General features: G+C 33.1%; 27 protein-coding genes. 4 read left to right on the top strand and 23 right to left on the bottom strand.

The window, feature by feature from the left end; translation table 11 throughout:
• Positions 1-2 precede the first annotated feature (2 nt).
• The 5 genes from MN581_RS01735 to MN581_RS01755 form a co-directional block, all read right to left on the bottom strand.
• The gene (locus MN581_RS01735) at positions 3-2,174 is read right to left on the bottom strand and encodes an HDIG domain-containing metalloprotein (protein ID WP_117972811.1); all 2,172 of its coding nucleotides are present in this window, start codon (positions 2,172-2,174) and stop codon (positions 3-5) included.
• A gap of 28 nt (positions 2,175-2,202) precedes the next feature.
• Complete coding sequence (locus MN581_RS01740) at positions 2,203-3,129, bottom strand: PhoH family protein (RefSeq protein ID WP_241699221.1); 927 nt, start codon at positions 3,127-3,129, stop codon at positions 2,203-2,205.
• A gap of 223 nt (positions 3,130-3,352) precedes the next feature.
• Positions 3,353-3,796, bottom strand: a complete 444-nt coding sequence (locus MN581_RS01745) for a GatB/YqeY domain-containing protein (protein ID WP_241699050.1) — start codon at positions 3,794-3,796, stop codon at positions 3,353-3,355.
• 23 nt (positions 3,797-3,819) lie between these two features.
• Positions 3,820-3,996, bottom strand: coding sequence for a 30S ribosomal protein S21 (rpsU, locus tag MN581_RS01750; protein ID WP_071456767.1), 177 nt, complete (start codon positions 3,994-3,996; stop codon positions 3,820-3,822).
• Positions 3,997-4,112: 116 nt separating this feature from the next.
• Positions 4,113-4,541, bottom strand: a complete 429-nt coding sequence (locus MN581_RS01755; RefSeq protein WP_233519171.1) for a Fur family transcriptional regulator — start codon at positions 4,539-4,541, stop codon at positions 4,113-4,115.
• Positions 4,542-4,633: 92 nt separating this feature from the next.
• Here MN581_RS01755 and MN581_RS01760 point away from each other — a divergent pair, with 92 nt between their 5' ends.
• Positions 4,634-5,467, top strand: a complete 834-nt coding sequence (locus MN581_RS01760; RefSeq protein WP_241699051.1) for a pyruvate, water dikinase regulatory protein — start codon at positions 4,634-4,636, stop codon at positions 5,465-5,467.
• A 477-nt stretch (positions 5,468-5,944) separates the two neighbouring features.
• Positions 5,945-6,139 carry a hypothetical protein gene (locus MN581_RS01765; RefSeq protein ID WP_117972813.1) on the top strand — a complete coding sequence of 65 codons (195 nt, stop codon included), beginning with the start codon at positions 5,945-5,947 and terminating at the stop codon, positions 6,137-6,139.
• 257 nt (positions 6,140-6,396) lie between these two features.
• Here MN581_RS01765 and MN581_RS01770 read toward each other — a convergent pair whose 3' ends face one another.
• The 16 genes from MN581_RS01770 to MN581_RS01845 form a co-directional block, all read right to left on the bottom strand.
• The gene (locus tag MN581_RS01770) at positions 6,397-7,269 is read right to left on the bottom strand and encodes an aldose 1-epimerase family protein (RefSeq protein ID WP_241699052.1); all 873 of its coding nucleotides are present in this window, start codon (positions 7,267-7,269) and stop codon (positions 6,397-6,399) included.
• Between the two features lie 10 nt (positions 7,270-7,279).
• The gene (gene codY, locus MN581_RS01775) at positions 7,280-8,074 is read right to left on the bottom strand and encodes a GTP-sensing pleiotropic transcriptional regulator CodY (protein ID WP_117972815.1); all 795 of its coding nucleotides are present in this window, start codon (positions 8,072-8,074) and stop codon (positions 7,280-7,282) included.
• Between the two features lie 21 nt (positions 8,075-8,095).
• Entirely contained in the window at positions 8,096-9,493 is a 1,398-nt protein-coding gene (gene hslU / locus MN581_RS01780) for an ATP-dependent protease ATPase subunit HslU (RefSeq protein WP_241699053.1), read from the bottom strand.
• A 12-nt stretch (positions 9,494-9,505) separates the two neighbouring features.
• Entirely contained in the window at positions 9,506-10,054 is a 549-nt protein-coding gene (gene hslV / locus MN581_RS01785; RefSeq protein WP_118249710.1) for an ATP-dependent protease subunit HslV, read from the bottom strand.
• 21 nt (positions 10,055-10,075) lie between these two features.
• On the bottom strand, positions 10,076-10,975 hold the full coding sequence (gene xerC, locus MN581_RS01790; protein WP_241699054.1) for a tyrosine recombinase XerC: 900 nt from the start codon (positions 10,973-10,975) through the stop codon (positions 10,076-10,078).
• 130 nt (positions 10,976-11,105) lie between these two features.
• Positions 11,106-12,422 (bottom strand): methylenetetrahydrofolate--tRNA-(uracil(54)-C(5))-methyltransferase (FADH(2)-oxidizing) TrmFO, encoded by a 1,317-nt coding sequence (gene trmFO / locus MN581_RS01795; RefSeq protein ID WP_241699055.1) that lies wholly within the window; start codon positions 12,420-12,422, stop codon positions 11,106-11,108.
• Positions 12,423-12,517: 95 nt separating this feature from the next.
• Positions 12,518-14,599 (bottom strand): type I DNA topoisomerase, encoded by a 2,082-nt coding sequence (topA, locus tag MN581_RS01800; RefSeq protein ID WP_241699056.1) that lies wholly within the window; start codon positions 14,597-14,599, stop codon positions 12,518-12,520.
• 100 nt (positions 14,600-14,699) lie between these two features.
• On the bottom strand, positions 14,700-15,557 hold the full coding sequence (gene dprA / locus MN581_RS01805) for a DNA-processing protein DprA (protein ID WP_158559405.1): 858 nt from the start codon (positions 15,555-15,557) through the stop codon (positions 14,700-14,702).
• A gap of 51 nt (positions 15,558-15,608) precedes the next feature.
• Positions 15,609-16,376: a ribonuclease HII gene (locus MN581_RS01810; protein ID WP_241699057.1), complete on the bottom strand. Its 768-nt coding sequence runs from the start codon at positions 16,374-16,376 to the stop codon at positions 15,609-15,611.
• Positions 16,369-17,220 (bottom strand): ribosome biogenesis GTPase YlqF, encoded by an 852-nt coding sequence (gene ylqF / locus MN581_RS01815; protein WP_117972823.1) that lies wholly within the window; start codon positions 17,218-17,220, stop codon positions 16,369-16,371. The genes MN581_RS01810 and ylqF overlap by 8 nt, the downstream gene beginning before the upstream one ends.
• Before the next feature lie 12 nt (positions 17,221-17,232).
• The gene (lepB, locus tag MN581_RS01820) at positions 17,233-17,778 is read right to left on the bottom strand and encodes a signal peptidase I (protein WP_117972824.1); all 546 of its coding nucleotides are present in this window, start codon (positions 17,776-17,778) and stop codon (positions 17,233-17,235) included.
• Positions 17,779-17,878: 100 nt separating this feature from the next.
• Positions 17,879-19,312 carry a S41 family peptidase gene (locus MN581_RS01825; protein ID WP_241699058.1) on the bottom strand — a complete coding sequence of 478 codons (1,434 nt, stop codon included), beginning with the start codon at positions 19,310-19,312 and terminating at the stop codon, positions 17,879-17,881.
• Between the two features lie 18 nt (positions 19,313-19,330).
• Complete coding sequence (locus tag MN581_RS01830) at positions 19,331-19,546, bottom strand: YozE family protein (protein WP_241699059.1); 216 nt, start codon at positions 19,544-19,546, stop codon at positions 19,331-19,333.
• A gap of 13 nt (positions 19,547-19,559) precedes the next feature.
• Positions 19,560-20,195, bottom strand: a complete 636-nt coding sequence (locus MN581_RS01835; protein ID WP_241699060.1) for a YpmS family protein — start codon at positions 20,193-20,195, stop codon at positions 19,560-19,562.
• Between the two features lie 12 nt (positions 20,196-20,207).
• Entirely contained in the window at positions 20,208-21,077 is an 870-nt protein-coding gene (locus tag MN581_RS01840; protein ID WP_241699061.1) for an SGNH/GDSL hydrolase family protein, read from the bottom strand.
• Between the two features lie 54 nt (positions 21,078-21,131).
• Complete coding sequence (locus tag MN581_RS01845) at positions 21,132-21,974, bottom strand: DegV family protein (protein ID WP_117972828.1); 843 nt, start codon at positions 21,972-21,974, stop codon at positions 21,132-21,134.
• Between the two features lie 117 nt (positions 21,975-22,091).
• On the opposite strand from MN581_RS01845, the gene MN581_RS01850 reads away from it, so the two are divergent.
• Entirely contained in the window at positions 22,092-22,736 is a 645-nt protein-coding gene (locus tag MN581_RS01850) for a hemolysin III family protein (protein ID WP_117972829.1), read from the top strand.
• 36 nt (positions 22,737-22,772) lie between these two features.
• Here MN581_RS01850 and ccpA read toward each other — a convergent pair whose 3' ends face one another.
• Both ccpA and trxB read right to left on the bottom strand, forming a co-directional pair.
• On the bottom strand, positions 22,773-23,774 hold the full coding sequence (ccpA, locus tag MN581_RS01855) for a catabolite control protein A (protein ID WP_117972830.1): 1,002 nt from the start codon (positions 23,772-23,774) through the stop codon (positions 22,773-22,775).
• A 237-nt stretch (positions 23,775-24,011) separates the two neighbouring features.
• Entirely contained in the window at positions 24,012-24,929 is a 918-nt protein-coding gene (gene trxB / locus MN581_RS01860; protein WP_117972831.1) for a thioredoxin-disulfide reductase, read from the bottom strand.
• Between the two features lie 248 nt (positions 24,930-25,177).
• Here trxB and MN581_RS01865 point away from each other — a divergent pair, with 248 nt between their 5' ends.
• Complete coding sequence (locus MN581_RS01865) at positions 25,178-26,329, top strand: FtsW/RodA/SpoVE family cell cycle protein (RefSeq protein WP_117972832.1); 1,152 nt, start codon at positions 25,178-25,180, stop codon at positions 26,327-26,329.
• Positions 26,330-26,342: the final 13 nt, after the last annotated feature.

The following is a 26,342-nucleotide window of genomic DNA, read 5'->3' on the forward strand; positions in this document are numbered from 1 at the left end:
TGTTAAATCCTTCTTTCTTCTTGTTCTTGTTTCATTTTTTCTGCTTCTGATTTCATTTTCGGGTATTTAATTCGTGAATGGAATGTTGAACATAACCCGTCCACTAAGGATTTTTCAATTATAGCAATCTCATCCAATGTTAAACCTGATTCATTTAACTGCCCATCTTCTAATCTTGATTGAATTAAGTTATGGACAAATTCTTTGATTTTTTCATTCGTTGGGTGATCCATCGCACGAACAGCTGCTTCAGCACTATCGGCAATATTAATCACACCAGCTTCACGAGATTGAGGTTTTGGTCCAGGATATCTAAATGCCTCTTCAGTTGTCTCTGGATTTCGTTCTTGTTCTTTAATGAAGAAATACTTCATCAAGGTTGTCCCATGATGTTGTTGACACACATCAATGACAAATTGTGGCATATTCGCTTCTTCTAGAATCTTCACACCATCTGTCACGTGACTAAATATGATTTCTTTACTATCTGATGGTAACAAGAAATTGTGAGGATTTTCTGCCCCATCTGGTAAATTTTCCACGAAAAAGTTTGCGTGTTTGATTTTACCCACGTCATGATAGTAACTTGCCACGCGTGTTAATAACGAGTTTCCTCCAATTTGAGCGACGGCGTTTGCACTTAAACTAGCCACCATCATACTATGATGGTACGTTCCAGGAGCTTCTTCTAACAATTGTTTCAATAAAGGTTGATTTGGATTACTTAATTCATTTAATACAATCACACTATCATCTGTTAACAATAGTTCGATGTATGGATATAACCCAATAGATAAAATAAATGAAAATAGCCCACTACCTGTTGAAATAAATAACGTTGTAATAGAACGACTATCCCCAATATTAAAGCCTTGATAAATCACTAATACTGCCATAAAAAGAATTGGCATAATAATCAATAAAAAGAATGCTTCTTTTAATTGTACACCTATTCGTTCGTTAACTAAAAAAGTTGACACAAATGCAGAAAACATATAAAAAAGTGAAATAACTAATAGTGATGTGGTTCCCGCTAAATTATAGAAAATAAAGATAGAAAAAATAGCTTGAAACATACCCATCAACAATCCCCATCGTTTATCTAAAAACATATATAAAATAACCGATCCAAATGCTGCTGGGAATAATAGAGAAACATTACTTAAATTATCTTTTTGGAATAAATAAAGTAATTTCATAAATAAAACACTCACTGTAATAGCAACAGCATATAAGGTAACACTTTTAACACGTACTTCTTGATTAGTATGTCGTAAAATATACCCTATTAATACGACTTGTAACAAAATAACGAGTAACATGGATAGCAACGGCGAAGTTGACGTAGATTGATTAGTTAAGCCGAGTAACTTTATTTTCTCCATTGCCTTAGAATCAATTTGTTCCCCTTCACGGACAATGATTTCACCTTGATAAATCATCACAGGAAGCACATTATTTTTGGCACTTTCTTTCATAGATTCTGTTGCTTTATCGTTTACCACTTCATTCACTACGATTGCTTTATCAAAAATCATCACAAGTAAATTAATTTCTTGTGAACTAAACTCATCGTACTGAACCATTTCTTTGGCCGTTTGCTTTTCTCCTTGAAGCGTAGAATTTCTAATATGTTTAGCCAAAATTGTTCTCAATGTGTTCTCAGACGTTTCTTCCAGTTTAGTTAAATCAGAACGAGGTAACTCAAGTAATTGTTCGTAAAAAGTGTCTGGAAAAGACTGAAAAAATGCAATATCATTTTGACTATATTTTTCAAAATTAGATTTTAACATAGGTAATTTATCTTCTACAGTAGGCTTTGAACTACTCTTTTTTTCATTATATTGTTTTTCAGCTGTTTCATTGACTTGATTTACTAAATCAAAAATGGTTTTAACATATTCAATTTGCTTTGTCTCAACATCTGGATTGTAAGTATACTCTGGTGTCACACTTTCCATTGCTAACTTTTGTTTTTCTTTTGTTTCATCTTTATTTTCAATGGTTTTATTAGCGCGTATTGTTTCACTTGATAATTGGCCCACTTTATAAGTAACTTGTTTTTGTCTTACACTACCAAACATCAAACTAAACATGATTAATGACATTAAAAATAGAATTAGAGGTGTATAATATTTTCCAAGTGCTTTAGGCACTTGTTGGATTTTTTTCATTTACCTCACTCACTCCTTTTTTCTCCTTTTAGTTATCTGCATATGCTTTAATGATATCAGCAACCACCGGATGTCTCACCACATCTTGTGTTGAAAATTCTATAAATGCAATTCGTTTAATGCCTCTTAAAATTTTTTCAGCATGAATTAACCCACTTTCAACTCCACGAGGTAAATCTATTTGCGTTTTATCTCCATTTATAATCATCTTAGAATGGTTTCCTAAACGAGTTAAAAACATTTTCATTTGTGCATTTGTTGTATTTTGAGCTTCATCTAATATCACAAAAGCTTCTTCCAATGTTCTTCCTCTCATATAGGCAAGAGGGGCGATTTCAATGACACCTCTATCCATTAACCGGGCTGTGTGCTCCATACCTAAAACTTGATACAGCGCATCATAAACAGGTCGCAAATATGGATTAACCTTTTCTTGTAAATCTCCAGGTAAAAATCCTAGATTTTCACCTGCTTCAACAGCTGGACGGGTTAAAATAATTTTTTCTACCTCACCTTTTTTTAGGGAACTCACTGCCATTACAACTGCTAAAAACGTTTTTCCTGTTCCAGCAGGACCAATACCAAACGTCACATCATTTTTTTTAATGGCTTGAATGTATTTTTTCTGACCATCATTTTTTACACGAATGGCATTTCCTTTATTATCTTTTAATAAAGCGTGTTCGTATAGACTAAAGAATGTCTCTAATTGTCCTTTTTTCGCTAATTGAATAGCTGTTAACATATCACTACTTGTAATTTTATGTCCTCTTAGAATCAATTGTTGTATGGCAGTTAAAATATCTTGAACCATGGAGACATTTTCAACATTTCCTGATAAATGAACAACCTCTCCTCTTGAAGAAATTGATACATTCAAATATTCCTCGAGTATTTTAATATGTTTATCATGTGTACCAAACAAATCATTGCTTTCAATGTTCTTATCTAACATAAATACTAATGTTGTTTCTGATGTCAATCACTACAGCTCCTTCATCTTCTTATAACCTAAATAATACCACACTCTCTAAATAAAAAAAATAACGAGGGTGCTTTCAAACATCTTTTCATCTTTAGAAGTCTGTAGTATAGCATAAAAAAGAAGATAGAGGTAATAACCACCACTATCTTCTAAAAAATCTTTCATATACAATTAATAAAGAACCCATAATAGACTACGCTAAACTTTCTTTTACTAAAGAGTTAACTTTCTGACCGTCAGCTCTCCCTTTAGTTTTAGGCATAACAGCACCCATTACTTTTCCGAAATCATTCATTGATGATGCACCTGTTTCATCTATTGCCGATTGAACAATGTGTCGTAATTCATCTTCAGATAATTGTTCAGGCATATAACGCTCAACGATTTTAATCTCACCAGAAACTTTTTCCGCTAAATCTTGACGATCAGCTTGGTTAAATTCCTGTAACGAATCTTTACGTTGTTTCATCTCTCTAGATAAGACAGTTAATTCTTCATCAGGTGATAATGATTCACCCTTTTTGATTTCCTCATTTTGAATAGAAGATTTCATCATCCGTAAAACAGATAATGTTTCTTTATCTTTTGCTTTCATCGCTACTTTGATATCATTGTTTAACCTATTCAGTAGAGTCATAATATCAGATCCATTCATTAAAACTAGTATTTTTTACGTTTTCTTGCAGCTTCAGACTTTTTCTTGCGTTTAACACTTGGTTTTTCGTAGTATTCACGCTTGCGGTACTCCTGTAAAGTACCAGTTTTTGAAACGGAACGTTTGAAGCGACGAAGAGCGTCATCTAATGATTCGTTTTTACGAACAACAGTTTTTGACATATAAATCCCTCCCTCCAAACTTTTTGGTAACCGTTTTTTATATAAAGTAATCTTAAACAAAAAACTGTTCACAATATATTATAGCTAATTGAGTTTTTCTCGTCAACTACCTATTGTTAATTTTTTAAACATTTCTCGCATTTTCCTAATATTTCAAAACGATGACCTTCAATTAAGCAACCTGGTAGCTGTTCTTGAAACATATCCATTGGACACATATGAATCTCTCGTGTTGCACCACAAGAGGTACAAATAAAGTGATGATGATGGTGTTCCCCATGAACATCACAATGGAATCGATATCTTTTTTCACCTTGTAACTCTGTTTCCTCTAAAATATTTAATTCTGCAAAATCTCTTAAATTCCGATAAATCGTATCATAACTAACACCTTGATATTTATTGTTCATAAAGTGAAAGACATCTAACGCTGCAACATAACGATTTTCATTAATTAAAAAAGAAAGTATATCCGAACGTTTTTTTGTATATTTTAAGCCATTGTCTTTCATTGTCGCTATTGCATAATCTAATTCTTTTTCCAAAATCTCTCCCTCTTTTCATAATAATCATCGTTTATGTTATATTATATGCTATAATTTAAATAAAGTAAAAATATTAAGGATGTGAAACCTTTATGACTGACCAACGTATCAGTATTTTTATTATTTCTGATTCAGCCGGCGAAACAGCTTCTAAACTAGCCCAAGCTTCTATGGCACAATATGAAGATGCTCAAATAAAAATCCAAATTGTCAAAAGAGCTTTCATCTATCATGAAAATGAGCTAATACAAGCACTCGAAGAAGCAAAAGCAGTGAATGCTATTGTCTTACATACACTTGTTTCAAAAGATTTAGTTAACATAGCCAACAACTACGGAAAAGAGCATAATCTATTTACCATAGATATATTATCTGGACTAGTTGATGAGCTATCCAATAGAACGGGATTAGAACCAAGTCGTTTGCCTGGTGCAATGCATTTTTTAAGTAAAAATTACTTCGAGCGAATTAGTGCGATGGAATTTGCCGTTAAATATGATGATGGTAAAAACCCTAAAGGTTTTTTAGAAGCTGATATTCTTCTCCTTGGTGTCTCACGTACGTCAAAAACGCCACTAAGTTTATTTTTAGCCAATAAAAATTTAAAAGTTGCCAACTTACCACTAATACCAGAAGCCCATATTCCACAACAACTTTGGGAAGTTGACCCGAAAAAAATTGTTGGTTTGACAAATAATCCAAAAGTATTAAATCGCATTCGCCGAGAACGAATGAAATCTTATGGCTTAAATCCAGATACTGCTTATTCTGATATTGATAAGATTAAACGTGAGTTAGAATTTGCCAATGATTTATATAAAAAACTCGGATGCCTTGTTATCAATGTGGCTCAACTTTCTATTGAGGAAACAGCTTCTATCATTTTAAGTGAATTAAATATTGAAGATACTAGTTATTTTGGATAATAAAACAGCATTCCCAAATAGAAATCCGTTAAAGCTACTCGTTTGAGTGGCTTTTTACATAAAACCCAGTATAATAGTAAAAAAGATAACATTTCCATTCTAAAAATGCCATTTTTGGGTACGATGAAAACGTTAAAAAAGGAGATGGCATAATGTAAAAAATATGGTTAATAATTATTCCAGCGTTATTAATTTTAAATAGCTGTAGCACGAAAGAAAAAGCACCTAGTAAAAAAACATACAAATTACTACTCAACAAAGTATTACAAAAAACAATAACGAAATAGTCCAACGTGAATCAACACAAAAAGAAGCATCTGAAAAAGAAACCATTGATGATGAAAAAGCTAACGTAGCTAAAATAGAAGATACTATGCAAATCAATCCAAAAGGAATAAAATAATGCGGAAGCGTTCCTATCAACCAAAGAACACTGGATCTTTCAGGATTAACTCAGGATGAATAATCAGTTATTATATGGGGATTAATGATTATTATGGTAATTTATTAGAGAACGGCTCTCTTGACGAGGATAAAGTAAACGAATTAAGATATAAAGCCATGAAAAACTTATACAATGGTATTTATGCAAAATTAGATATTCTTCCATATGAAGAAGTAACATTGAAAAATGCGAAATCTTATGCTCAGCAGGTGATAGATAAAAACTAGATATCCCTGAGGTTTTATCAATTGATCCTAATATTGATTCAAATGGTACTTTTAAAGCACCTCATCAAATGAGTCCTGGTACTGATGGAAATGGTTATATCGTTATTACTAAAGACAAGATTGATAGAAGATATACTATTGTTGGTACACAATTATTAGAAGCAACATAACTTGAATAGAATAATATAAGTTTTTAACAATTAAAAACAAAGCAATCACATGTCTTCTTAGGTATATGATCGCCTTGTTTTTTTATTTTATTGAATATTTATAGAATAACTTCTGCTAAAAATATCGCCTTTAAACAGTTTATTTATTCCAATTTTATCCTCTATTTTGCCGTTGCTAGAAGTATCATCAGCTATCCCACACCAAGGTTCAATACAAACAAACGGTGCTTCAACCGTATTAGGACTCCAAAAACCAACAAACGGAAACTCTTCATAACTCACTATCACACCATGTGAATGCTTATCAGATAGAATAGAAAAAGTATTTCTTCCCTTTGTTTCTAAAATTTGAGCATCTTCTTTAAATAACTCATGTTTCAATTGAATAGGTGTATTTGTTTGAGCTAATGTCTTACAAGACGTATCAATATATGACCCTTTTAATGGTATTTTTGTTCGAGATTTTAGTGGAGCAAACTGAAGATAATAATCGTTCATTTTTGTCCCTTTGATTAATGGAACATTAAAAGCAGGATGTCCACCAATCGAAAAATACATCTCGTCAGAAAGCGTTGAAACGTCATAACTTATAATCAGTTCATTTTTTGCTAATTTATAACCTATTAACAAACGAAACTCAAATGGGTATTTTTCTAATGTCTTCTGACTGCTTTTCAACTCCAAAATAGCAGAAGAATCATCCTTTTCAATTACATCAAACATCATATCTCTTGCAAATCCATGTTGAGTCATTTTATAGACTTTCCCCTTGTATAGGTACTTATCATTTTTCAATCTACCAACAAACGGAAATAAAATTGGTGCATGACGTCCCCAAAAATGTGAATCCGCTTGCCAAATATATTCAACACACGTTTCTTTTAAAATAAAACTGGATAGCTCAGCACCAAGTTCATTAATCGTTACTTTTGCTGTATCTGATTCTAAATTTAACGTCATGTCAAACCTCCTATACTACCGTTTCTTTATCAAGTAGATCTATTAATTGTTTGTTCGCAATTTTAATAAATGTCCCTTTCATCCCTAGAGACCTAGTTTCAATGACACCTGCCGATTCAAGTTTTCTTAAGGCATTGACAATAACTGAACGCGTAATTCCTATCCTATCAGCAATACTAGATGTTGTTAGAATCCCTTCTTCTCCATCTAGTTCTTCGAATATTGCTTTTATGGCTTTTAATTCACTAAAAGACAACGACTTCAGTGCCATTTGAACCATACTTGTTTCACGCATTTGTTTTTCTATATCGCCAGATTTTTGATAAAGTAGTTGCATACCAACAACCGTTGCACTATATTCTCCTAAGATAAAATCTTCTGTATTGAATTTTTTATTTACACGACCTAAAAGAATTGTACCAAGCCTAGCTCCTGCTCCAAATATTGGAACAAGAGTTGTGTAGGCGTTGGTTAATTCTTTCTTTAATTCAAAAGGAAAAATAGTTAATTCTTCATCAATTGGAATATTTTCAACTGTTTGTTGAATATCTTTTAATAAGGTAGTGTACGAATGAGGAAATTGATGTTTACTAATCATTTTATTAATTCGTTCATTATTAAAATCATGTACCACAGAATATCCTAATAATTCACCATCTTTTGACAAAATATAAGTATTACACTCCATAATATCCGATAATACTTGTGCCATTTGTAAATAAGGTAGTTCTTTTTCTTCTTGAATGGTATTTTCTTTTTGTAATAATTCATTAATCATACGTGTTTTTTGCAATAAATCATCCATACCACCACTCCTAAGCAGTTCTTATAAAATATAACGACTCAAATCTTCATCTTCAGATATTTCACCGAGTTTTTCATTAACATATTGTTCAGTGATGGTAATTTCACCCATTGACATATCAGGAGATTCAAATAATAAATCTTCTAATAATTTTTCTAAAATAGTATGCAAACGTCTTGCTCCAATATTATCTGTTTCACTATTTACGTTATATGCAATATGAGATAAACGTTCAATTGCTTCTTTAGTAAATGTCACATCAATATTTTCAGTTTTAAGTAAGGCGATATATTGTTTGATCAATGCGTTGTTTGGTTCAGTTAAGATGCGGACAAAATCTTCTGCTGTTAAATCATCTAGTTCCACACGAATTGGGAAACGTCCTTGTAATTCAGGAATTAAATCACTTGGTTTACTTAAATGGAATGCTCCTGAAGCGATAAATAGAATATGATCTGTTGCAATCGTACCATATTTAGTATTCACAATTGAACCTTCAACGATTGGTAAAATATCACGTTGAACCCCTTCTCGAGACACCTGACCATTACTTTCAGATTTAGAGGTAATTTTATCAAACTCATCAATGAAAATAATCCCGTTATTTTGCGCAAGTTTAATCGCTTCACTATGAATATCTGCACTATTAACAAGTTTTTCAGATTCTTCATTAATTAAAATTTCACGTGCTTCTTTTACAGTTACCGTACGTTTGATTTTTTTCTTAGGTGTTAATGAATTGAGGGCATCGCCTAAATCAATACCCATTTGTTCTAATCCATTGTTCATGGTTGGCGTTTGTTTTTTCTCTTCCACTTCAATCGTGATTTCTCTATCTTCAAGTTGACCTTTTTCAAGTTGAGATTGAACTGTTTCACGGCTTACTCTGATAGAATCAGTCACTTCTTCTTTTTCTTCGTCATTGTTTTGTTGGAAACCATTCATCATTTGCATCATCATATCAAATTGGTTCGTTGATTGACGTTTTTCTTTTTTGATACCAGGTACTAATAATTTAACCAATCTATCTTCCGCAGCTTTTTTAGCTTGTGAATATACTTGGCTGTATTGATCTTTTTTCACAATTGCAATACTTGCTTCAACTAAATCACGAACCATTGACTCAACATCACGACCAACGTACCCAACTTCTGTAAATTTCGTTGCCTCAACTTTTACAAATGGTGCATTAACAATTTTAGCAAGTCGTCTTGCGATTTCTGTTTTACCTACACCAGTTGGTCCAATCATTAGCAAGTTTTTAGGCGTGATATCTTGTTGCATAACTTCGTCTAATTGCATACGGCGATAACGATTACGTAATGCCACCGCTACAGATTTTTTTGCTTTATTTTGTCCAATAATATATTGGTCTAATTCTTCTACAATTTGTCTTGGTGTTTTTGTTACTGTACTCATTAACGTCATCTCCTATATTTCTTCTACAATAATGTTGTGGTTTGTGTAAACACAAATATCTCCTGCGACATTTAGCGCAGCTTTTGCGATGTCACCAGCCGTTAAATCTTCACGGCCATCTCGTTTAAGTGCTCTTGCAGCAGCTAATGCATAGTTACCACCAGAACCTATCGCTAAAATACCGTCATCTGGTGCGATTACTTCACCTGTACCTGACACTACTAGCATCTCTTTATCATTCATTACGATTAGCATGGCCTCTAATTTTTGCATCGCACGATCACTTCTCCATTGCATCGCAAGTTCCACAGCCGCACGCATTAAATTCCCTTTATATTGATTTAATTTTTCTTCAAATTTTCCTTCAAGGTTAAACGCATCTGCCACACTACCGGCAAATCCTACGACCACTTCATCGTTATAGATACGTCTAACTTTTCTGGCAGTCCCTTTCATCACGACTGATTCGCCCATTGTTACTTGGCCATCACCAGCCATTGCAAATTTTCCGTCTTTTTCTACTGCACAAATTGTTGTTGAATGAAATGTTGTATATCCCATAATTTTTTCTCCTATTCTAAATTAAGCTCTCGGATGAAAATTCCGATAATTCTTTTGTAACGCACTGGTCGTCACATGCGTATATATCTGTGTGGAGGATAAACTTGAATGACCCAATAACTCTTGGACCGTTCTCATATCAGCTCCATTATCTAATAAATGTGTGGCAAATGTATGCCTAAAAATGTGTGGATGAATGTTTGTTGTTAAACTACTTTTTTTAATTAGCTTATCCAATATATACTGCACACCTTTTGCCGTTAATACTTGCCCATGATGATTAATAAACAACTTTTCATGAGTACATTGATATTTAGTCATTAATTCTACCCGAGTTGTTGAGATGTAATCAATCAATGCATCCGTGCAAAATGACCCAAAAGGAACATATCGTTGTTTGCCACCTTTTCCATTGATTAATACAATTCCATTATCTATATCTAAATCATTTAATTCAATTGAAACACACTCTGACACACGAATCCCTGTAGCATATAATAATTCTAGTAACGCTCGGTTTCGTCTGTCTAATAGTGACTGACCTGATACCGAATCCAATAAAATAGCCATTTCCTTTTCATATAAAAAAATTGGTAATTTATTATTCTTTTTTTTCATTTGTATATAACTAAATGGATTATCTTTAATCCATTCATTTTTGATTAAAAATTGATAAAAAGAGCGAAGACTCGAAATTTTCCGACTAATCGTATTACGACTGTATTCTTTATCATGAAGATAAGCTAAATATACTCGAGCATCTTGAAATATTATATTTAAATAGTCAGAATTGCCTGTTTCTTCCAAAAATTCAAAAAAATGTGTGACATCATCCTCATAGGCGTATTTTGTTTGTAATGAATAATGTCGCTCATCTATCAAGTATCTTAAAAATAACGCTAAGTGATCAATCGAAATCAACCCCTTTCATTACAAATTATAAAATTAATGTAACATACAAATTTTTTTTTTACCAATATATTTATATGTTTTAAGTAATTTATACAAATTTTTAAGCAAACCATAAAAAAATAGCATGTCAAATGACATACTATTTCTCAAATAAAGTTAACGACTCTTTTGTCGCTTCAAGTGCTCTATTAGCAATTTGTGTGTAACGTTCTTTTTTATCACGAATTCTCTCTGGTAACTCTGGGAATAAACCAAAGTTTACATTCATTGGTTGGAAATGTTTACCAGATGTATGTGTGATATAGTGTGCCATACCACCAATCGCTGTTTCTTGTGGTAGTACGATTGGTTCTTTACCTTGGGCAAGTCTTGCAGCATTTCGTCCTGCTAAGATACCACTTGCTGCACTTTCAACATAACCTTCTACACCAGTCATTTGACCAGCAAAGAATAACGTTGGTTTCTTACGTGATTGGTAAGTTGGATCAAGTAATTCAGGTGAATTCATAAACGTATTTCGATGCATCACACCGTATCTTACGATTTCTGCATGTTCTAATCCTGGAATCATTTGAATAATACGTTTTTGTTCACCCCATTTTAAGTGCGTTTGGAATCCAACAATATTATAAAGTGACGCTGCTGCGTTATCTTGTCGAAGTTGAACAACTGCATATGGACGTTTACCTGTTTTTGGATCTTCTAATCCAACTGGTTTCAACGGACCAAATGTCATTGTTTTTTCGCCACGATTTGCCATAACCTCAATTGGCATACATCCTTCAAAAAATTTTTCTTTTTCAAATGATTTTAAAGGCGCTACTTCTGCATTAACAAGCGCTTCTCTAAATGCATAGAACTCTTCTTTTGTCATAGGACAATTAAGATAAGCTGCTTCACCTTTATCATAACGAGATTTTAAATACACTTTATCCATATCAATAGATGATTTTTCTATGATTGGTGCTGCTGCATCATAAAAATATAATCCTTCTGACTCAGTAAACTCTTTGATACTTTCAGCTAAAGGCTCACTTGTTAAAGGACCAGTCGCAACCACTGTAATACCTTCAGTTGGAATTTCAGTGATTTCTTCATGATGAATAGTAATGTTTGGATGATTTGATACTTGTTTTGTTACTTCTTCAGAAAAACTTTCTCTATCAACAGCTAACGCACCACCAGCAGGAACTTGAGTTTTATCTGCAGCTGCAATAATAACTGAACCAAATTGTCTCATCTCTTCTTTTAATAAACCAGCAGCATTTGTAATACCATTTGCTCTTAAGGAGTTCGTACAAACTAATTCAGCAAATTGATCCGTGTGATGTGCTGGAGTTTTTTTTATTTTTCTCATTTCATATAAATCAACTTGAGCTCCTGACTCTGCTGCTTGCCATGCTGCTTCACTTCCAGCTAGTCCTGCCCCAATAACCGTTACTTTATTCTCTGTCATTTAGTTACCTCTTTCTCAGTAATTAAGTAAAGGACAAGAGTGAGTTCTCTTGCCCTCCTATGCATTATACACAATTTATAAAAAGAAACCTATCTTTATTTTTGCACGTCTTCTTGATAGTCACAGTTACTACAAATAATCTGCATACCACCACGAACTTTTTTCTGTACAAGATAGTGATTACACTTAGGACAGTCGCGTCCAATTGGTTTATCCCATGAGGTGAATTCACATTCAGGATATCGATCACATCCATAAAAAATACGATTTTTCTTCGTTTTCTTCTCGATGACATCACCTTTTTTACAGGTTGGACACGTTACACCGATTTTTTTCACAATTGCTTTTGTGTTTCGACAATCAGGGAAATTACTACAAGCATAAAATTTCCCATATTTACCTAATTTAATCACCATTGGCGAGCCACATACTTCACAATCAAATCCTGCTGGTTCATCTTTAATCTGAATTTTTTCCATTTTTTCTTCGGCTGTTGATAATTCTTTTGAAAATGGATGATAGAATCGACTAATAACATCTACCCACTGTTCTTGGTGCTCTGCGATAGCATCCAAATCTTTTTCCATCTCAGCAGTAAAGGTTGTATCAACAATTTGTGGGAAGTACTCACACATAATCGTATTCACAATTTCACCAAGTTCAGTCGGCTCAAAACGTCTAGCATTTAATTTAACGTAATAACGACGTTGAATCGTTTCAAGCGTTGGTGCGTATGTTGATGGACGTCCCACACCTTGCTCTTCCAATGTTTTAACCAGTGTTGCTTCACTGTATCGAGCTGGCGGTTGAGTAAAATGTTGTTTGGGTTCGATATCAACTGATTTAACAACGTCGCCTACCTCTAAATCAGGCAAGATATTATCTTTTTCTTCTTTCCCTTCATCTTTTCCCTCAACATAAACCTTCATAAATCCTGGGAATTTCACTTTAGAACCATTGGCTACAAAAATGACACCATTTTGCGTTAAATCAACACGCATCGTATCCATAATTGCTGGTGACATTAAACTAGCAACCATACGAGACCAAATTAGCGAATACAATTTAAATTGGTCTTTATCTAAATATTCTTTAATTGATTCAGGTGTACGCATCACACTTGATGGACGAATGGCTTCATGGGCATCTTGTGCGCCTTCTGCTCTTTTCGCTGGCTTTTTCTTGGAATCAAAAAACTCTTGTCCATATGTCTCAACAATAAAATCATATGCTTCACTTTTAGCTGTATCCGACAGTCTTGTTGAGTCTGTTCTCATGTATGTTATTAAACCAACTGTCCCTTGACCTTTACCAAGTTTAATTCCCTCGTAAAGCTGTTGGGCTACCATCATGGTTTTTCTTGTTCTGAAATTTAGTTTACGAGCAGCTTCTTGTTGCAAACTACTTGTTGTAAATGGATTAGCAGGGTTTCTTTTACGTTCTTTTTTCGTCACTTTAACAACATCATAATCACGACCAGTTAATTTTTCCGTGATCTGTTTGACATCGTTCTCATTAGACAACTTCACCTTTTTCCCATCTACTCCATAAAAGTTAGCTGAGAATTTTGCCTTATTTTTTAAGAATGTTCCTGGAATGCTCCAGTATTCTTCTGGTTTAAATTGTCTAATCTCTTCTTCTCGGTCGATAATCATTTTTAGTGCAACCGACTGAACACGACCAGCACTTAAACCTTTTTTAACTTTCTTCCATAATAAAGGACTAATTGAGTAACCAACCAAACGGTCTAATATACGTCTAGCTTGTTGTGCATCAACCAAATCAATATTTATTTTTCGTGGTTCTTTAAACGCCTGTTTTACCGCTTCTTTGGTAATCTCGTTAAACACCACTCGATTATTATCTTCTAAGTCTAGCTCTAATATATGAGCCAAATGCCATGCAATCGCTTCCCCCTCACGGTCCGGATCGGCTGCGAGATAAACTTTTTGAGCTTTCTTTGCATGTTTTTTTAAATCCTTAATAACAGGACCTTTTCCTCGAATGTTTATGTAGTGAGGTTCAAAATTATTTTCTATATCAATACCCATTTTACTTTTAGGTAAATCTCTAATATGCCCAACGCTTGCTACGACTTTATAGTTTTTACCGAGATATTTCTCGATCGTTTTAGCTTTAGCAGGGGATTCCACAATCACTAAATATTTGTAACTCATGCCCCTCTTCCTCTCTTTTTTTACAATTTATACTTCTATATATACCATTTCGGCAATCGTTTATCATATTATCTATTGATATAGTATTTGTCAAGGTTTTCTATAATTCTTCTAAAATATCTGAACTTGATTGAACACAGTTTGCCCCATCTTTAATAAGCAGCAAACACCCTTCTGATTCCTTTATCAATGGATTATTTGGAATAGCAAAAACACTTCTTCCTTCTTCTAATGCTAATTGAGCTGTAATGAACGTACCACTTCTCTTTTTTGCCTCAACCACAAGTGTTCCCAATGAAAGACCTGCGATGATTCGATTTCGTTCTGGAAAGTGATAAGGAAGTGGTGATTCATTAGGCAAATACTCTGTTATCACCAATTGATTTTGATACATATACTCCTGCAAGCGCTGATTTTCTTTAGGATACACTCGATTTAATCCAAAGCCCAATACCCCAATTGTATTTCCTTGTCTTCGAATGGCTAGTTTATGAGCGAATGTGTCATTTCCTTTCGCTAATCCACTCACAATTGTCAAACGCTGCTCTATGAAATCCGGCATCATTTTTTCAATTAGTTCTTTTCCAAATTCTGTTTGCTCTCTAGATCCAATAATAGATAACATTGGTGTACTTAATAATTCTTTTCTACCTTTGTAAAACAAAGCAATGGGTGGATTATAAATTTGTGATAATAAATCAGGATAGTCTTTATCTAAAAAAGTAATCATGCCATATTGTTTTAGAAATAAAGAAAGGTCTTCCTCAGTTATTTTTTGACTGTCATTGAATGATTTCACAAAGATTGGTTGGTATTTTGGTGGGATATTGGCTAATTTGATCATGGTCTCAAAACAATAATCATGTGGGTTATCCAATAAATAAGTTAATATCTTTAGTCGTCCGATATTTCCAATTCCTTTTGTATGCTTTAAACGAAAAACAACTAATTGATGCATAAAAAAACTCCTTTGCGCTATTTTTAACAACATACGCAAAAGAGTGTTATTTTAGTTTATCATGCTTTTGATTGGTTCAAATGATTTTCGATGTATTTTAGTAATGCCTTGTTTGTTTAATTGGTCTAAATGCTCTTTCGTCCCATAACCAGCATTTTTTGCAAATCCGTAACCAGGATACTCTTTATCATAATCCATCATTAGATGATCTCTTGTTACTTTTGCTATAATACTTGCACTAGCAATGGAAATACTATTCGCATCTCCTTTAATAATACTCTCTTGCGGAATATCAAGTGGTAACGACATAGCATCTATCAACAAACAATCTGGCGAGACAGTCAATTGATTGACGGCTTCTATCATGGCTAATTTCGTTGCTTCATATATATTGACAGAATCAATGACCTCTTCATTCATGATTCCTATACCAATTGACACAGCTTGTTCTTGAATTTTATCAAAAAATTCTTCACGCTTTTTTAAAGATAACTGCTTAGAATCATTAATACCAATACCATCAAAATCATCCGGTAATACAACCGCCGCCGCAACTACTGGACCAGCTAAAGGACCACGTCCTACTTCATCAATTCCGACAATAACATTATGTCCTTGTACTCTTGCTTTTTTTTCATAACGAGTCATTGCAATAAAATGTTCTTTTAATGCTTGTTGCTTTTGTAACCTTTTTTTCGTTTGATCAATAATTTTTTGAACTCCTTTGCGCTCATCTTGTTGATATTGAGCAAATAAGTCATCCTTTTCATCGGTAACAAAAGAAAATTTTTCTTTAATGGATTGAATTGTCTCACTCATGAAGCATATCCTCAACTCTATCTAGTGTGTACTTACCCAAACGTCCATCTCGAATTTCTTGAACGATCATGACACTACCTCGCTCATAATCTTCTTGGAATCCTCTTTTTTTGGTAATTAACATCAATTTATCTACTTGATTTAATGTCATGTCTTCATCCGTTAATTTATATCGCTCTTGTAATTGTTCAGGATAACATTCATTAAAAAATTCTAAACCATATAACGCTAAATCATCCATATGTAATAAAGCATCTTTGATGGCACCTGTTAAGGCTAATTTTTTCCCAATCTCTTTATCTTCAAATTTTGGCCACAAAATTCCTGGTGTGTCTAACAATTCTAAGTCTTTTCCTGTTTTTAACCATTGTTGTCCCTTTGTTACTCCAGGCATATTCCCTGTCTTCGCCATATTTTTATTTGCCAAACGATTTAATAGCGTTGACTTACCAACATTAGGGATTCCAATGCACATCGCGCGAACTGGTCTAGGTTTCATCCCGCGAGCTGCTTGTTTAGCAATTTTTTCTGCTAAAATTTCTTTAACTTTTGGCGTAATTTTATTGATTCCTTTTCCCTGATTCGCATTAATTGCTAAACAATGGATTCCTTGAGAAGCAAAATAATCATGCCATCTTTGTGTTTCTTTTACATCTGCTAAATCTGCTTTATTCAACAACATCAATCTTGGCTTTTGTTGAATTAACGAATCCAACATAGGATTTCGACTTGAAATAGGTAGCCTTGCATCAACTATCTCTAAAACAATATCCACTAATTTTAATTTTTCTGCAACCTCACGTCTTGCTTTTGCCATATGACCTGGAAACCATTGAATTGTCATACCATTACTCCTTTAGTCTTTAATTATTTTTATATCTTGAATTGGATAATACACTAATCGCGCCTTCCCTATAATTGAATAAGAAGAAATCGTTCCAAAAGAGCGACTATCTTTACTAACACGTCTGTTATCCCCCATAACAAAATACTGATCTTTAGGGATTGTTTTCGTACCGATTAAATCCTTGGAATCAAAATCTGATGTTAACACATATTCATTCTTTTTTTTCTTAATATCTTTTAAAAATGTTTCTTCCACTAATTTATTGTTAATGTATAAACTATCATTTTTATAGACAATGTGATCTCCTGGTAATCCAATAACACGTTTAACATAAGTATTACCATCCGGAGCATGAAACACAATGATATCAAATCGATTGACTGTAGAAAAGTTTTCAACTACGACAAAATCATGCTCTTTCAACGTAGGAGACATAGAATTTCCTGTCACCTCTAATGGAACAAATATAAACGCTCGCACGATAAAAATAATCACCGTACATAGTACAAACATTTTAATCCAGTGCCACAGTGTTTCAACAATCTTTTTCTCCATACGCCACCTACTCTCCAAATACTATGATATAAAAATTTCATTTAAAATACCACATAAATTCGTTATCTTTCCCGTTTCCTTAAAAAAAGACTAGTTTTCACTAGTCTTTTTTTAACGTTTCAATCGCTTTTTCATATTGAACATCATGATTTTTCCAATACTCAACAATTTGTTTTTCTAACTCTTTAACAGTTTTTTCATCCGCTGTACCTGTTACTTCCAATTTGTTTTTTTCTTGGAAATTTTTTACAGCTTGTTCTGTTTTGTCATTATAAGTGTCGCTATCATCGACATCATAGCCTAATACTTTTAAATACTCATTAATTATTTTCACATTCTCATTGACTGCTCCTAGCTTATAAGTAAGAGACGTGTCAATTAATTTATGTTGAATATAAGATGGTTTGTCCACTTTTATCGTTGGTTCAACCCCTTTTTTGTTAATCCATTTTCCACTTGGTGTTAACCATTTTTTAATGGTTAGTTTTATTTCCGCTCCATCATTCATTGGAATAACTGTTTGAACGGTTCCTTTACCAAATGTTTTCGTTCCAACCACTTCAATGTTGGCTGAATCAATAAATGCTCCTGCTAATATTTCAGACGCACTGGCACTATTTTCATCCACTAATAAAACAGTTGGCTCAGTAATTTTGTCGCCACCATCAAGTTTTTTACTAGCTTTATGTTCTTCATCATCTTCTAATTTACTTTCAAATTTTACAATCGTTTGACCATCTTTTAAAAAGCGACTACTAATTTTTTCAACTTGATCTAACATACCACCAGGGTTTCCACGAACATCAAGAACAAATGATTTAGCTCCTTCTTTTCGAAGTTTCGTTATCATTTTATTAAACTCTTCTGATGTAGTTGAACTAAAACTACTAATAGAAATATACCCAATATCTTTATTTTTTTCATCTATTTTTCCAGTAACAGATTCAACCGGAATAACATCTCTTGTAATAGTTACAGGAAACGTTTCCGCTCCACGTTTAATTTCTAATTTAACATCTGTTCCTTTTTCTCCACGAACCAATTTCACTACATCACTCAAGCTTTTCCCTTCAATACTTTTATCATCCACCTTTAAAATAGCATCACCTGTTTGAAGTTTAGCTTTTTCTGCTGGAGAATCTTTAATTGGAGGTTCTGCAACAGTGGGGAGATCATTGGTCATACTCATCACAGCTCCAATTCCTTCAAAATTTCCATTGATGTCTTCTTCAAAACCTTTTGCTTCTTCAGCCGTAAAATACGTTGAATACGGATCATCAATCGCTGCTACCATACCCTTCATAGCTCCTTCATAGAGCTTTTTAAAATCAACATCTTTTATGTAACCTTGTTGAATAAGAGTTGCCAAATCCGCAATATTATCCAAACCATCTTGTGTTGAAGCTGTTTGAACTCTGCCTTTAGATTCATAAATAAAAACAGTTCCCCCAATAGCCAAAATCGCGATAATGACACTCGTTATAATATATTTGGTCAAAGAAACGGTTTTTTTATTAGTATTATTATCTTTCATATTATGCATACACTTCCTTTATCTAGACGCTTCTTGATACATCACCCATAATTCATCAAATACATCCATATTTGGAACATAGTAAGCATTGGTTTCTAAATAATCAGAAATAGTATGATAATCCGTTTCTTGTTTTGGAAACTGGATGTCATCAAAAATATCTTCTGCTAATTTTGAAATCGCATCTTGTTCTAATTTTCCTCTGTGTCCTTGAATGTAATGATAAAAACTCATAAATGAACTCCTTTTATTTCTTATTATCTGATAAATATAAGTTAAATCTTATTTGATCATTCACTAAATTAATTTGTTCTGCTTTTACACGCATTCCATTGGCTAATTTCATTTGTTTTAAATGAATTGTAATGTACTGTTCATCTGGATTAATTTCAATCCACTTAGGAAAATCAACCGAATGAGAAATATAGCTAATCATTGCAGGTATTGGAACACTTAATGTCCCAACAGTTAAATCCTTTGCCTTTAGTTGGACATCTCCATTAGCTAACACAAACGGCTCAAAATACAAATAGAAATGAGTATCATGTCCCAGTAATGAAAATGTCCCATCAATCAATGCATCTTTATCTAAATGGAATGTATAGTCAACACCTGAGCTATCAAATAAATCTTTAATATAATAATTAATGGCTCGACTAGCTTGATCTTTTGTCATGGAGACTTCCAAAATAGGATCTTTTAAATCAACAGTTGTCTCATTTTTAGAATCATATGTCATTCTTGGTGTACTAATACGATAACCCACTACAATCACTAATGATAAAAGAATTGCGATTAAAGTCATAAAAGCCACTTTCCAAGGATTTTTAAAAAACTGTTTAACGTCTCTTTTCTCTTGATTATTTTTTTCTGTATCACTCATTAAATTCATCTCCTACTTAAGCCATTTATCTTTTGTCGATGCCATTTTAAGTTCAAATGCATTAGCAATAATTTGATACCCTAAATTATTCGGATGAAAGGTATCTTCAGATGAAATCAGATCATTAATCGATGCACTATTACTAGATTTAATGGTTTCTTTTTCCTCATCTGTTTTCGCAATTTCTGGAATACCTTGGTAAATATCATCATTAATTGGGACAAAATAAGCATTGGATTGTTTTTGAACAAATTCTTGTGAACTTTTATTCCAATAGTCTACTATTTCTTGTAATTCTGTAATATCAGAAAAATTTAAATAAAATGGATTATATATCCCTAACTGATAAATTGGAGCATCAGGATTTAATGCTCTTATTTCAGCATACAGCTTTTCCAATCTATCATAATATTTTTCTTTAGAACTATCCATTTTATTAACAGTCACTTTACTAAATAATTTTGGTTGAAGAGCTTGTAATAAATCATTTCCTCCAACTGTTAGTAGTATAGCATTGGCATTTTTCACAGACTTTTGCATATCTTCATTTTTCTTTAATCGCTTCAATATTTGATCACTTCGATCACCTGATTTACCAAAATTTTCAGCTTGAAATACATCAACTGGATATGTATCAGACAAATCTTTTTGTAATAATGGTAAGTACCCACCAGAATTGGTTGTGTCACCTACCCCTTCAGTCAGTGAATCACCAATAGCACTTAAACGAATCATTTCTATTTTATTTGTCGATGATTTTGTTTCGCCACTCAAATGAATATTATCAGCTTTTGGAATAAAGAATAGACCAATCATGCTACAAATAATAACTATTGCAGTAAAGAATAAAACATATTTCATGTGATATGTGATTTTTTTCATTAAAACCCCTCATTTAAAAAAGCAGACCGTTTAGATCTGCTATCTTTATTTTTTTTAATCTGTGTAAAACATTACGGCAAATGCCCCTTTTCCTGTATGTGTCGCTACAAGAGGAGTCGTGTGCACAATCGGTATGTTTAAATCAGGTAACGCCCCTTTTAAAATAGTTTTCATTTCTTCACAAATTTCGGCACCTGATGCTTCAGACATACCAAGGTAGCCTACTGATAAATGAGCAAGTTTCTTTTCTAACTCTTTAGCCCATTTAATAAATGTTTTATTTCCTCGACCTTTAGTAACCATCTCTAGTTCTCCATTTTTTAACTGCATTAATAACTTCATATTAAAAAAACCAGAAACTGCACCAACTAATTTACCGATTCGACCACCTTTAACAAGGTTTTCTAAAGTAGCAACTCCAATATAGAGTTGAGTATTATTTTTCACATGTTCAACAGCTGAAATAATCTCTTCTACCGTATATTTTTCTTCTTTAGCCATTTTGGCCGCCTGGTAGACTTGGAATCCTAGGCCCTGATCAATATAATCACTATCAATGACTGTCACATTTGATTTTGATAATTGAGCGGCTTGTCTAGCAGTATTAACAGTCCCGCTTAGTTTTTCTGTTAAATGGATTGAAATAATTTTACTACCATCTTCACCTAATTGGTCATATAGTTCTACAAATTCCCCAATGGGTGGTTGACTAGTTTTTGGTAATGTTTTTGAATTAGACATCATCGTCATAAACTCAAAAGGATCTAACTCATTTTGATTGGCATAAATGACACCATCAATCATTATGGATAAACTTATGGTGTGTATATCAATCTGTTTTAGTCTCTCTTCTGGAATAATACAAGATGAGTCTGTCACTATTTTAATTTTTGTCATCATCAAACCTCTTTCAAAACCAACAATATTCATGTACAATTAAATTAATCTTTCTGTTTATTTAGTATAACAGAAAAAAAAATATTTTTCACTAAAAAACGAAAGGACGTATACACCATGCACAATCCAACTTATTCAAAAAAATATCTTATTGTAAATGAAGTCTTTAATGCTGTTACTCATGGTATTGGAACGGGTTTAAGTATTGCCGGTCTGGTGTTACTTATTATTAAAGGGGCCCAATTGCATTCGCCTATTCGTGTTGTTTCCTACTCAATATTTGGTGCATCAATGATTCTTTTGTTTTTATTTTCAACCCTATTTCACAGTTTAATTTTCACTAAAGCCAAAAAAGTATTCCAAGTATTTGATCACAGCTCTATTTACTTACTCATTGCAGGTAGCTACACACCATATAGTTTAATTACAATAGGTGGTAAATTAGGATGGACCATGTGTATCATTATTTGGCTATTGGCTATTTCTGGTATTGTATATAAATCAATTTTTCTTCAAAAAAGAGGAAAAGCGGATTATTTTCTCTATATATTGATGGGTTGGTTATGTGTCATTGCGATAAAGCCATTATACGAAGGGCTTGGTTTTAACGGTTTACTTTTATTAGTACTAGGTGGGGTATCTTATACAGCTGGAACTTTTTTCTATAGTAGACAACATTTAAAATATATGCATGTCATTTGGCACTTATTTGTATTAGCTGGGGCAGTCTTTATTTTCTTTTCAGTTTATCTTTATACATAAAAAAAAGTCATTGCTTGAATCAAGCAATGACTTTTTTTATTTTGTTGATTGTTTTTTTATCAATCCATAAGGTAAGACGATATCTTTTTCATCAATTTCTTCTTTATTCATTAGTTTAGTCAACAAACGCATTGATACAGCTCCAATATCATATAATGGTTGCGAAATACTTGTCACACTTGGGCGTGCAATGTCAGAAAATAATGAATTATTACTTGTAATAATTTCAAACTCTTCCGGTACTTTTACACCATTATCAGTTAGACTATTTAACAACCCAACGGCTAACTCATCATCTGCGACAACTGCTGCTGTGGCACCACTATTAATAACACGATCGTACAAAGCAAGACCAGCTTTGTAATTATATTCTGCTTCAAATACTAATCCTTCATTAAAATCTAGATTATTTTCTTTTAGAGCCTCTTTATAACCTTTCAAACGTTGAATACCATTTATAGGATCTAATAAAGAACCTGAAATAAATGCTACTTTTTTATTTCCTGATTTAATCAATTGGTTTGTCGCATCTTTTGTCGCTGCTTCATAATCAATGTTTACTGAACCCACTTGATTATCTGGATCGATTGATCCTGCTAACACAACAGGTGTTTTAGAACGAGAAAACTCCCCTCTAATTTGTTCAGTTAAATGATGTCCCATAAAGATGATACCATCTACTTGTTTGGCAAGTAATGTATTTAATACATTCACTTCTTTTACATCATTTCCATCAGAGTTTGCTAAGATGATATTATATTTATACATTGTTGCCACGTCATCAATTCCTCGAGCTAATGAGGCAAAATAAGCATTACTTACATCTGGAATAATCACTCCAACTGTTGTTGTTTTTTTACTTGCTAACCCTCTTGCCACTGCATTAGGACGATAATCCAATCTTTCGATTACCTCTAATACTTTTTTTCTAGTTGCAGGCTTTACGTTTGGGTTTCCATTAACAACACGTGATACAGTCGCCATAGAAACCGCTGCTTCTCTTGCAACATCATAAATTGTAATAGTCTGTTTTTCCATATTATGTTCTCCTTTAATTCATTGTACTGTCAACTGTAAGTCACACATAGATTATCAGAAAAGCATTGATTTTGCAAGCGTTTTATAGATGTTTTCATGAAAATGTGTGAAATTTACAAAAAAACTATAGGAATATAAACCATTATTTAAAGAAATAAATAACCTTTTAATGCAAAATAAATAAAGATAGTTTTTTGCACCAAAAGGTTTACCTATTATTTTTTAATATGTGTTCTATTAATCATCTAAGCTACTTAAATAATTATAAACTTCTTGTCCCGCGATACTACCGTCTCCAACAGCTGTCGCAATTTGTCTCAAAACAGTTTCTCTAACATCTCCAATTGCGTAAATACCTGGAATGTTAGTTGCCATATGATTGTCTGTTTCAATCCATCCATTAGCATTTGTAATACCTAAATCTTTAACAAAATCAGTCAACGGATCTAATCCAATATAAATAAATACACCATCCGCTAATAAGTCTTCTACTTCACCTGTTTTAGTATCCTCTAATTTAATTGATTGCACACTCATATCATTTCCGTTTATCTCAATTGGAACTTTATTCCACATAAATTCAATTTTTTCATTTTTAAATGCACGATCTTGTAATATTTTTTGCGCTCTTAATTCATCTCTTCTATGAACAATGGTTACTTTACTTGCAAACTGAGTTAAGTACATGCCTTCTTCAATCGCTGAGTCTCCTCCCCCAATCACAACTAAATGACGGTCTCTAAAGAATGCCCCATCACAAACTGCGCAATAAGATACACCACGTCCAGCGTACTCTTCTTCACCAGGGATATTGATTTTACGATGTTCACTTCCTGAAGCAATAATCACCGTTTTTCCTTCATACTCTTCATCATCACACACTACTTTTTTAATAGCACCATGGTCTTCAATACTAACAACATTTCCATAGACATGTTCTGCACCAAAGTTAGTAGAATTTTCATACATTTTAAGTGCTAAATCAGGACCGGAAATAAGATTAAATCCAGGATAATTTTCTACCTCATCTGTATTCATTAGCTGTCCGCCTGGTGCACCTCGTTCGATTACTAATACAGATAAGCCAGAACGAGAAGCATATAAAGCCGACGTCATTCCTCCAGGTCCTGCTCCTATAATAATTACATCATACATAATTAATACCCCCTATAGTTTTCTACTCATACTTTAACCTTTTCTATTTTTATTGTCTATTGATTCGTCTTAACACTTAACATAACAACACTAAACTTTCTAAATTTAAACATAAGTAGGAAAAAAGATTAAAAATTCATTTAATTTCATTATTACTATATACTATTATCAATAAAAGTGGTAGCTTATTACAAGTATGGACTTAAAATTTTTAATTAATATAACTAAATAAAGGATAAGATGACGGCATGAAACGACAAGAATATCAACAACAAAACAATTTTAACTACGCGTTATTATTGCCAATATTTTTAATGCTTATTTTAAGTATTTGGCTACAGTATTGGGTAGCGTATTATGACCAAAATAATCCCACTAAACAAGCATTAAAACAACTGGTGTTTGTTGGACTAGGAACCGTTTTAATGTTTGGGGTAAAATACATCAAACGTGATATCATTTGGAAAGCTGTCCCATGGTTTTATGTGTTCTCACTACTTCTTATGGGTTCCTTGTATTTCTTTTACGACCCTCACATGTATGATTTAACCAACACAAAACGTTGGCTAGACATTTTTGGCTTTCAATTCCAACCATCAGAAATCGCTAAAACAGCTTACATTCTCTTTATATCTAAAGAACTCGTAAAATACAATAAGAGAGTCCCTGAAAAGGATATTCGTACTGATTTGGATATGGTAAAAAAATTAGCCTTGTATTCTCTTCCATTATTCTTTTTAATGTTTGTGCAAAAGGATTTTGGAACAAGTTTAGTTTTCATTTGCGTTCTTGGCGCACTTATTGTGGCATCGGGTATTAACTGGCGAATTGTGGCTGTTCTGGGTGGTATTGCTGCTGTTTTAGGAGGAACACTCATTTTCTTGGTGTTTACTGATTTTGGTCAATCAATACTTTCCTCGCTACATTTTAAAGAATACCAATTAAACCGTATTAGAGCTTGGGTCAATCCTTTTGAGTATGCAACGTCTATTGCTTACCAGCAAGTACAAGGCCTCTTAGCTATTGGTTCTGGTGGATTATTTGGAACTGGAACAACCGGGGTACAAGTTTATGTGCCAGTTAGAGAGTCTGACATGATTTTCACTTTCGTGGGTGAAGCATATGGTTTTGCTGGCGCAACGGCTGTTATTTTACTTTATTTTTATCTGTTCTTCCAAATTTTCTATACTGGCATTAAAAGTAATTCTACCTTTAATATTTATATTTGTGTAGGAATTGTCTTTATGTTGGTTTTCCAAACATTCGAAAACATCGGAGCCTCAATAGGTTTGTTACCATTAACAGGTATTCCTCTTCCCTTCTTAAGTCAAGGAGGAACAGCCTTGGTCTCAACAATGTTAGCTCTTGGTTTAATTTTTGGAATGGATTCTAAAGCATAAAAAAACAATCAAA

The organism is Vagococcus sp. CY53-2, assembly GCF_022604695.1.
GTDB lineage: Bacteria > Bacillota > Bacilli > Lactobacillales > Vagococcaceae > Vagococcus.